This window comes from Lentilactobacillus sp., from assembly GCF_040773105.1.
GTDB classification, from domain to species: domain Bacteria; phylum Bacillota; class Bacilli; order Lactobacillales; family Lactobacillaceae; genus Lentilactobacillus; species Lentilactobacillus parabuchneri.
Map to the genome: position 1 here is coordinate 1 of NZ_JAXGWW010000059.1, position 10,345 is coordinate 10,345.

8 protein-coding genes are annotated in these 10,345 nt (G+C 44.7%); 4 read left to right on the plus strand and 4 right to left on the minus strand.

Annotated elements, in window-relative coordinates:
• Window positions 1-876: alpha-amylase family glycosyl hydrolase (locus AB3112_RS04710; RefSeq protein WP_367334038.1), on the minus strand; the 876-nt coding region annotated here is incomplete at its 3' end.
• Window positions 877-1,030: 154 nt separating this feature from the next.
• Here AB3112_RS04710 and AB3112_RS04715 point away from each other — a divergent pair.
• On the plus strand, window positions 1,031-2,017 hold the full coding sequence (locus tag AB3112_RS04715; RefSeq protein ID WP_084974552.1) for a LacI family DNA-binding transcriptional regulator: 987 nt from the start codon (window positions 1,031-1,033) through the stop codon (window positions 2,015-2,017).
• Between the two features lie 69 nt (window positions 2,018-2,086).
• Window positions 2,087-2,647 carry a hypothetical protein gene (locus AB3112_RS04720; RefSeq protein ID WP_084998403.1) on the plus strand — a complete coding sequence of 187 codons (561 nt, stop codon included), beginning with the start codon at window positions 2,087-2,089 and terminating at the stop codon, window positions 2,645-2,647.
• A 160-nt stretch (window positions 2,648-2,807) separates the two neighbouring features.
• Here AB3112_RS04720 and AB3112_RS04725 read toward each other — a convergent pair whose 3' ends face one another.
• From AB3112_RS04725 to AB3112_RS04735, 3 genes are read right to left on the minus strand one after another with little or no spacing between them, the layout of a single operon-like run.
• The gene (locus tag AB3112_RS04725) at window positions 2,808-3,719 is read right to left on the minus strand and encodes a proline-specific peptidase family protein (protein ID WP_084974556.1); all 912 of its coding nucleotides are present in this window, start codon (window positions 3,717-3,719) and stop codon (window positions 2,808-2,810) included.
• 44 nt (window positions 3,720-3,763) lie between these two features.
• Window positions 3,764-6,199 (minus strand): Xaa-Pro dipeptidyl-peptidase, encoded by a 2,436-nt coding sequence (locus AB3112_RS04730; protein ID WP_367334039.1) that lies wholly within the window; start codon window positions 6,197-6,199, stop codon window positions 3,764-3,766.
• 39 nt (window positions 6,200-6,238) lie between these two features.
• Entirely contained in the window at window positions 6,239-7,459 is a 1,221-nt protein-coding gene (locus AB3112_RS04735; protein WP_367334040.1) for a helix-turn-helix domain-containing protein, read from the minus strand.
• A gap of 140 nt (window positions 7,460-7,599) precedes the next feature.
• Here AB3112_RS04735 and uidA point away from each other — a divergent pair, with 140 nt between their 5' ends.
• Both uidA and AB3112_RS04745 read left to right on the plus strand, forming a co-directional pair.
• On the plus strand, window positions 7,600-9,411 hold the full coding sequence (uidA, locus tag AB3112_RS04740; protein ID WP_367334041.1) for a beta-glucuronidase: 1,812 nt from the start codon (window positions 7,600-7,602) through the stop codon (window positions 9,409-9,411).
• A gap of 127 nt (window positions 9,412-9,538) precedes the next feature.
• Window positions 9,539-10,345: glycoside-pentoside-hexuronide (GPH):cation symporter (locus AB3112_RS04745; RefSeq protein ID WP_367334042.1), on the plus strand; the 807-nt coding region annotated here is incomplete at its 3' end.

Consider the following 10,345-nt stretch of genomic DNA (forward strand, 5'->3'; position numbering starts at 1 on the left):
GACTTGACCAACCGTAAACTTTTCCCAAAAGCTAACGTGATCAAATTGAAAAATCATATCGAAATAGCCGTTTTTTGAATTGACCCACTGTTGAGCCCGACGAACAGGGACCCCGCCAGCTTCTCCGACAGTCATGAGATGGTCGCGCTTGAAGTCGGCGCTCAATTCAGCGAGCAGTTTGTCAATGCCTGGCACGTTATTCATGGCATCTTCTTGGTCTGCGACATCTGCGAATGACTGATTTTTCTTCAAATGTGAGATGGCATCCAACCGGAAGCCATCAACGCCTTTAGCTGCCCACCAATCAATGATCTTCATGACTGCTTGATGAACCTTGGGATTTTCCCAGTTCAAGTCAGGTTGCTGCTTGGCAAATAAGTGATAGTAATATTCGTCAGTTGCCGGGTTGTATTCCCAAGCTGAGCCACCGAATAGTGATACCCAGTTGTTAGGCAGCTTGCCGTTATCAGCTTTGCGCCAGATATAAAAATCATGATAGGGATTGTCAATGGATTTCTTAGCTTCTTGGAACCATCGATGCTGATCCGATGTGTGGTTGATGACGAGGTCAAAGACGACGCGAATATCGTTTCGATGAAAATCATCGATCATCTTGAATGTGTCATCCAATGTGCCATATTGAGGATCAACATCTTCATAGTTTGACACATCGTAACCATTATCGACGTTTGGCGAAGCGAAGAATGGTGATAACCAAACGAAGTTTACGCCAAGTGACTTGATGTAAGGGATCTTTTGAATAATTCCCTGAAGGTCGCCGATGCCATCACTATTACTGTCATAAAAGCTTTTCGGGTATATTTGATAACCAACGGCGTTCTTCCACCAGGTTGGGTTTTGTTGATTGTTAATCAAAGTGCTCACCTCTCACAGTTTTTGAAACCCCTTTCACAAAACACATGATACACGCTTACATGTTCATGTGTCAATCGTTTGACATAAATTTCCATAAAATATTTTTTCAATATGCTATACTTAGACTGATAAAACGCGATGGGAAGGTGATTTCATGCAGCCCAAGTTGGCAGATGTTGCAAAATTAGCAGGGGTATCGGTGACAACTGTGTCACGTGTCATTAATGACCGGGGATATCTTTCGGCCAATACCAAGGAGAAGGTATTCGCTGCAATGCAGCAGTTGAACTATCAACCGAGTCTAGCGGCCCGTGTCCTGCAGGGAAAACAATTTAAGCTCGTCGGACTAATTTTTGCCAGTTTGGAGAATCCTTTTATTGCCCAGTTGGTCGTTGAAATTGAGAATCGACTGTTTATGCACGGATATAAGGCGATTATTTGCAATAGCATGGACAATCCTGAAAAAGAGCAGCAATATTTAAAGATGTTATTGGCGAACCAGGTTGATGGTATTATCACCGGGTCTCATAATGAAGGAATTGAAGAGTATAAAATGTCGGGGTTGCCAATTGTGTCGTCCGACCGTTATTTTCAAAATAAGATTCCGACGGTCAGCAGTGATAATCAGGCTGGGGGCGAATTGGCCGCTCGGACGATGATCGAGAAGGGCTCTAAAAAGTTCATGCTGGTTTCGGGCAGTTTGGAAAAGAAGGCACCGAATAATGCCCGGATCACCGGATTTGAGAAAATTGCCGCAGATCGTAAATTTCCCGTTGAAGTGGTGGAATTTCCGTTTAATTCGACGCCAACGATTAGACGGGCAACATTGCGGGAGAAATTGCTGGGTTATCATCCGGACGGCATTTTCTGTACCGACGATCAAACGGCCCTGTTATGTATGCAAGAGGCGCGTAAGCTGGGGATGCAAATTCCCAAAGATGTTCAAGTGATTGGCTACGATGGGTCGGATTACGTTCAGGAATATCACCCAGAGTTAAGTACCATCGTTCAACCAGTCAGCGATATTGCCGAACTGTTGGTCCGATTGTTGTTCAACCGGCTCCAACAAAACGACGACCAGCTGTTGGACAAATATGTACTGCCGATTAAGTTGTTACAGCGCGAATCGTTGCGAAAATAACACCATCGGTATTTCCATTTCTTTAATCCGGTCATTCATTCAATTGCGTAGGTTGGGAGGAAACAATTTTTGCCAAATATAAAGCGGCCATGGTGTGTTGACGTCAAATACGTGAACGGTATGGTTAAGAAATACCGGCTGACGATGGATCTTCAACACGCATTAAACGGGGATCCACAAGGAAGAAATCTGTTACAAAATGCGTTGATTGTCGTGCCACTGGCCCCATACCTGGAATCCAAGTACCAAAAAAAGATGTCTAAGGACGCTTGGAAACAATTCAAAGTAAAAACCCAGCCACCATTTGGGATTGGTAGAATCATTAAATTCTATCAATTATCATCGGCTCGCGCCCACAAATTTCCAGTGTCTCGAAGCCAGTTTGTTGCCGCCGAGTATTGGAAGGCAGGACCTTATGCGCGGGTGAATCGGTATTTGCGTCATGATTATAAATGGTTAACCAAGTGTCAAATATCGGCTGACATTACTTATTGGCAAAGGCAGTTATATTTGAAAAAGCCACATCCAAATGGATGCTGTCGGCTGCTCACCTGGATCCGGGTTCAAATTCGATTGAAGCAATGTCAACATCAATGGTTAGTACAGGAAAAGCGGTTGTGGCATGTTTAAAAGGGAAGGTGTGGCTAAATAGCGATTGGCTTCGTCCGGAAGCTGCTATTTTGGCGCACGTTTTAATTAGATAACTTCAAATCAACAGAAAAAGGCCAAGTCAAAAGTTCACCACTTTTGATTCGGCCTTTTAGACTGCACGAGAATATCGTGAGTTGATTTATTTATTAAACGTGTCGCTTTCAACTTCTCGGATGAAGGTTGCCAGATGATCGTAGTAAACATCTGGATTGTCGACCATATGATGGTGACCGCCTTCTGGAGTTGAGACAAATTTGGCGTTTGGAATCATTTCAGCCATTCGTTTTCCAGTGGCAATCGGCATGGTTTCGTGTTCACCAAATGTGACCAGAGTTGGCACCTTAATGTTCTTGAGCTGATCGGTGAAGTCCCACTCAGCTAATTTGCCGGTCACAACGAATTCGTTGTCGCCTTGGAAAGCGCCATAAATATCTGTGTTGGTAACATCGATCAAATGGGATAGTTTTGAAGGCTGCTTACGGTCGATGTAACCCTTGTTCAAAATATCAACGTATGATTGGTATTTGTCATTGTCATAATCGCCCTTGGCTTCACAATCCTTCATGTAAGCAACTTGTTCAGGAGTTAACGCTTTTTCGCGGACTTCTTCCAAGTGCTCAGTGTAGTCGTCGATGCGGTCAACCATTGATGAAATGATGGCGCCCTTTAAGTGTTGACCAAATTTGGCGGCGTATTCTTGAACTAACAGTCCGCCCCATGATTGGCCGATGAGGTAGAAGTTATCCAAGCCAAGCTTATCACGCACTTCATCGACTTCATTTAAGAAGTAATCGTAGTTTAGGATGTCTTCGCGGTTCTTTGGATCGCTGAAATCAGGACTATCGGAATACCATGAGCCAAGTTGATCATACATCGTCACCTGCACGTCCAAGCCCTGCTTTTTAAGTTGCTTGGCTGCGTCTTCCCAGTATTCATGTTCACCACCAGGGCCACCGTGTAATGCTAACAAATGAATATCGCCGGTCCCTTGTGTGTTGGTCCATAAGTGATATCCGTTATCCAAAGTAATGATCTTTGTTCCCTGTTTCATATAATCACCTATCCTTATCCTTATTTATAAAAATCATATCACATTTAGCGGTTATTAGCATTGCCGGCAAGCAACGGAAGTTCGATTTGAGAAGCGCCCAGGTCAACTGAATAGGTAATGTCTTGGTTTCCGCGAATAGTGTAGTCCATGTCGGTGGCGTAAATGATGATCCCCAGTTGATGGCCCTTTAAGAGTCGCCAGAACGTTGGTTGAAAGGCCATCTCAAAGTTATAGTATTGGCCAGCTTTAAGATCGTCTGATTTATAATTATTGGTGCGGTTTTGCATGTTCATGTGGGCATCGGTAAATTTCTTGTATGCGGAGACTTTTGGTTCCGGTAGAAACTCTTTCAAGTCATCCTTGCGCCAGTTATAGCCGGTAATAATCTTTTGGGCGGCTAAGACTTGTGGGACAGCCGTTAAACGCTTTTCATCACCGTAGTCAACCAGCGCTGCACTCAACAAGCCCAGATCCGCGCTGCTGGATGCCCTCAAGGTAATTTTTGCTTCACCGTCGACGATCATGTCTTGATCCAAAGGTTCGGTAACCAGCTTAATGGCGTGCTTATCCATCTTGGAATGCGACTTGGTAAACAAAGCGTGTTGCCATTTGTGGGTTTCAGCCACGTATTGTTTAAACAGGTCTTGTGGCAGCTGGTCGTTGAAGCTTTGATTTTCATTGAGGTCCGTGAACCGTTGGTCGTTTAACGAAATGGTCTTGACTTCGGCATCGCTTCCCCAATCCTGATAAGTATTCCAAGTTTCGGGTTCGGCATTATCCTGAACTAACACGTCTGGAACGACTTGGTTCGCCTGGTTATCGACGTCCAGTAATTTGTTGGTTAACCATAAGTTAGCTAAATCAGTAAAATCAACTGAACGGAAATTATTAAGATACTCATGTTGACCTTGGTGAAGAACGAGTTTTTGGGTAATGGCTTCATTTTTTAAAGTATTTCGGAGGTTATAAACATGTAAGGGCTTGACATTCCAGTCATTCAAGCCGTGAACCAACATTATATCTGCTTTGATGTTGACGTTTTTCAGGAGGTTTCGATTATCCCAAAACTTGTTATAACTACCAGACTGTCGATCTTGGCCGCTGGTCAGCTTTTTCAGTTGTGCCAGCCAAGTGTCCTTAATCTTTAAGTAATCAGCGGCGGATTGTTCGCGGCTAAACGTGATTTCACCTAAGACATCAGCGTCTTCACCTTGGAAGCCGCCAGGCGCGACGACCAAGCCGTTTTCACGGTAGTAGTTGTAATAATTGGAAATGCCGGCTTCAACAATGGCGGTCTTGAAACCATCAACGCCGGTCAGTGCAGCAGCTGTAGCTAAGGTGCCCAAGTATGAACGGCCGGTCATGCCGACGTTGCCGTTGGACCACCATGCTTTGATGCCAACTTGGTCGGTCCGATTGGTAAATGCGGTCCGATCACCGTGGAGCCATTCAATAACTGCAGTTGCACTAATGGTTTCGTCGGGTGTTCCGGTGGTGCGGACACCGTCAGAATCCTTAGTACCAATCCCGGATGAGTAAACCACGGCAAATCCTCTGGCCAAGAAATAATCATTTAGCGTATAGGTCCAGGTTTTGACGAAGGTTTCTTCTGCGACTTCACTGGTTGCCTGAACGGCTCTTGGCGCCGGTAAATTCGAGTGGTCGTAATCAAACTTCACGTCTTCATAAGTCAAGTTGTTCGGTTCCTTGCGGGTGAGCGGCTTGTTGACATCGTGGGTCATATCATCGGCTTGTTTATCGTTGGTTCCTTGATCGTACGGGCTGGCCGTGAAGACAACCGGCACCTTCAAACCACCTTCCGTATCGGCTGGACGGATAATTTCTGCCTTGAGCAGGTCGCGTTTGCCGTCGTGGTCGGTGTCCAGTGGCGCTTCAACGTAAACAACATCGCGAATCAGCTTGCTGGTATCGAACACCGCTTGGGATTTACCGTTGAAGATCAATGGCTGTTTGAGCGTGCCTTCGTCATCAAAAAATTGGTGGTAGTACCCTTGGCCGGCCAAATAGTCAATCAACGTCTGACCAAATTTGGTCCGGGTGTTAAGCAGCTTGTACCAAGCATCAATGAGTTGATCGCGATTCAACGTATCAGGAACGTCGGCGACCGGCAATTTCCATTCAGTCATTGATTTAAATGGATCATGGAGGTCAAAGTCCAGGCCGACTTCAAACCCTAAGAGCTGTAGGCCAACGTTATAGAAGGCCAACTTTGAGACGGTGTCTTGGGTGGTGGTGTACTCGTAAGCATTCAGTTCTGGGGTCGCCATTAAATTGAACACTTTTTGAGTCCGGGTTGCCAAGCTCTGTTTTTCAATAAAGAACTTCAATAAAAATTGGCGATACAGCATGACTGGATCGGCCATCTTTTTCGTTTGAGCGGTTAAGAATTGAATATCCGCCAACTCTTTAACGATTTGATCATGGTTCGTGGGAACATAAGCAAACTGATTGATTTTCATAAACTACCTCCTGAAAATGATTGTTAAAGCCATTATACCTTACTTTTGTGGGGCTGAATCGGTCGGATGGCGACGAAATTCGGATGGTGTCACGCCCACGAAACGCTTAAAGACCCGAATGAAGTAGGTTAAATCGTTAAACCCAGTGATCAGGGAAATATCGGTAATCGACGGCTCAGCGTGCACCAGATATTTCTTGGCTTCGACGATCCGCCGCTGGTTGATATAGTCCGTCACACTCAGGCCGATTTCCTGCTTGAATTTTCTGGATAAGTACGATGGATGGCTGCCAACTGCGGCCGCAATGTCGTCTAACGCAATATGGTGTCCCAAATTGAGGAGAATATAATCAAGCGCGCGTTTGATCATTGGCGAGGCGCCGGAAGTTGAAACATCCTGGACTAACTGGCAATATTCAGTCGTCATTGAACCGACCAGCGTGTGGAGCCCAGCCAAGTTATTTTGCCGTTCAATCAGAAGGGCGTACTTTTCTGAAATTGCGTTGAGAAAGACTGGATGAACGCCACCTTGGTGAGCCGCGATTCGACAAATGGTGTTGAAGACAAAACAGATATTTTTTGATGACCGCAGTGGCTGGTTGGGAATCCGCTTGGAAAACGAGTCAAAAATCCGTGTCATCGTCGTGTTCTGTTGCCGGACTGCAGCTTGATTTCCAGTCGCAATTGCATTGGTGATCTTTTCTTCATTAAGATAGTTTTCTTCGATTTGACGTTTGTTATCAGAATTAACGGTGGCAATCGATTGGTCCCTGAAATGGGTGGTGTCATCTGATTGCCCCTGTTTTTGAGGGATAATCAGCGGTTGGCTAAATAGATTGATCATCAGGGTGGCCAAATCGGCAATCCTTTGTGATGAAAGGACTGGCAGACTTTGATAGCGCTGCTCTAATTGGCGGCGCTCACTAATCGTGTCGTTGTTTTTGATCAGAATCGCGTTGATTTCAGTCGTTGTTGGTGGCGCGGTTAAAAATGGTCCCAGTAAGCCAATTGTACCGGTGGGGGTCGCAAGTTTAACCGCCACCCAAGTGAGCAATGCCGAGTTTGTCACCAGGTAATGGTTAACTTCCAGCGGTTTCAGGCTGTCAATGATTGATTGAAGTTGTTCTGGCGCTTGAAGATCTGCAGTTGGGTTGTCCTGAAGACGGATCAAGGCGCGTCCGTCTTGGGTAAACAAGGCAACGTCAATGTGGGTGATTGAGTGGATCAGTTCAGCTGTTTGGTGTGAATTTTGTTGGGACACGCGACACGCCTCCTTGATAGCGGTTACATAAAAGTCATGAAAGTCCGGTTAATATTAATATTGTATAAGTATCATCCTTGATTTTAGACTATCCTTTAGATATTGAAAAGATGATTTTAATTAAATGGAGGAATTTAACAATGCTATACCCACTGACAACACCCAGCAGAACACTACTTGACCTATCTGGTCTTTGGAAATTTATGATCGATGAGGAGACAACTCCGATCGATCCGAAGAAGCCATTACCCACTGAAGATGTCGTTTCAGTGCCGGCATCATTTAACGACCAGACGGCATCAAAGAAGATTCGCGAGCACAACGGCTTTGTATGGTATGAAACCAGTTTTGATATTGCCAAGCCGCTTGCTTCTCAACGACTGGTTTTGCGGTTTGGTTCAGCGACTCATGAGGCATGGGTCTATCTGAATGGCCAAGAAATAACGCACCATAAGGGTGGCTTCACACCATTTGAAGTCGAAATTAATGACTACCTGGTTGCTAACGATAATCGGCTAACCGTTAAATTAAGCAATATTCTCGACTACACCACGTTACCAGTGGGGAATTATAGTGAAACAACTGATGCTTCGGGGCACAAAATTCGCCACGTTGACGAAAACTTTGACTTCTTCAACTATGCGGGACTCCAGCGTCCGGTGAAGATTTATTCAACCCCAACCAGTTACATCAACGATATTACGGTTGTGCCAAATGTCGACCTTGAGAACAGTCGCGCAGATGTTCAGGTGAAAGTTGCCACTGAAGGTGAATTTGACGACGTTAAAGTGACAATCCTGGATCAAGATGGGAAGCCGATTGTAAGTGGCCATTCAGCTGACCAAACATTGACGATTAAGGACGTGCATCTTTGGCAGCCGATGCATGCGTATCTGTATCGAGCACGAGTTGAAGGACTGAAAAACGGTCAGGTCATTGATAGTTATACCGAGGAGTTTGGCGTTCGCAAAGTTGAAGTCAAAAATGCCCAATTCCTGATTAACGGGGAACCATTTTACTTTAAGGGCTTTGGCAAACACGAAGACTCATACGTCCACGGTCGCGGATTCAACGAACCGACTAATGTTTTGGATATTCATTTAATGAAGGATATGGGCGCCAATTCATTTAGAACGTCGCATTACCCATACTCAGAAGAAATGATGCGTTTATGCGATCGTGAAGGTATTGTCGTAATTGATGAAACACCAGCAGTTGGATTGATGGTTAGCTTTGGTTTCGACGTTTCAATGTTAGAAAGTGACGACTATCAAGACGATACTTGGACGAAATTAAAGACGGCCGATGCTCACAAGCAGGTCATTAAAGAAATTATCGAACGTGATAAAAACCATGCCTGTGTCGCAATGTGGTCAATTGCAAACGAAGCGGCAACTTTTTCCAAGGGGGCCTATGAATACTTCAAGCCGTTGTTTGATGAAGCACGTCAATTGGATCCTCAAAAACGGCCATGTACTTACACGAGTATCATGATGGCGAACCCCAAGACTGACAACTGCGTATCATTAGTCGATGTGATTGCTTTGAATCGTTACTATGGTTGGTACGTTGGGAATGGTGATTTGGCAACCGCTGAAAAAGCAACCCGAGATGAGTTGAAGGCATACTCCGACAAGTTTCCCGACAAGCCCATCATGTATACCGAATATGGTGCCGACACAATTCCTGGGCTTCACAGTAATTATGACGAACCATTTTCAGAAGAGTTCCAAGAAGACTATTATCGTATGACCAGTAAGGTCTTTGATGAATTCCCACACTTTGTCGGCGAACAGCTGTGGAACTGTGCCGACTTCCAGACGAAATTTGGCATCCAGCGGGTACAGGGCAATAAGAAGGGGATCTTCACCCGGTCCCGGGAACCAAAGATGGTCGTCCGGTACTTGAAGAAGCGTTGGACAAACATTCCTGATTTTGGGTATAAAAAATAACAAGTAAGATGCGGATCGGAACACGTGATTTCGCGGGTTCCGATTTGTTTTGCACAAAATGAAAGCGCTTAGATATAAAAGTCCAAGGGTGGGACATTATCCAAACAGATTTAAGGAGGAATCTAAATTGAAAACAGAGAAGTTAAGGATGAAAGAAAAAGTTGCTTATGGATTAGGCGATTTAGGCAACGGATTGATGTTTCAGTTTGCCCAGTTGTTCCTGCTGAAGTTTTACACCGATGTGTTGCAAATCCCAGCATATTGGGGCGGATTGATTTTCTTAATTGCCAAATTTTTCGATGCATTTGTTGATACAAGTGTTGGAGCATTTGTGGATTCTCGTAAACATATCTCTAAACGCGGAAAATTTCGGCCATACATTTTATACGGTTCATTATTCCTTGGGATTGCAACGGTTGCCTGTTTTATTACGCCAAACTTTGGTGAAACCGGTAGAATCATATACGCCTTTATTTCGTATAATATCATGGGATTTTTCTATTCGGTCGTAAATATTCCTTACGGCTCGTTAGCTGCAGCAATGACCATGGATTCAGGGGACCGAACTTCTTTAGCAGCAGCGCGAAATTTGACTGGACAGATGGCAGCCTTACTTACTGGCGCGGTTGTTATTCCACTAGTCGCAATTTTTGCAACACCAAAGATTGGATACGTGACCACCGTCATGATCTTCGCCACGGCTGGCGTTATTTCACAAATCCTTTGCTACTCTGGAACTCATGAGCGAATTATTGATCATACACCAAGGAAAAAAGGGGATGGCATGAAGTCAATTAAAGGCCTATTAACCAATCGTCCGTTCATTATCCTCTCGATTTTTACAATTTTAAGTGTCGGTTCGATGTTTCTCAAAATGGGCATTCAATTGTACTACTTCCAATACGTATTGGGGCAAGTGGGTTTGGTTAGTATC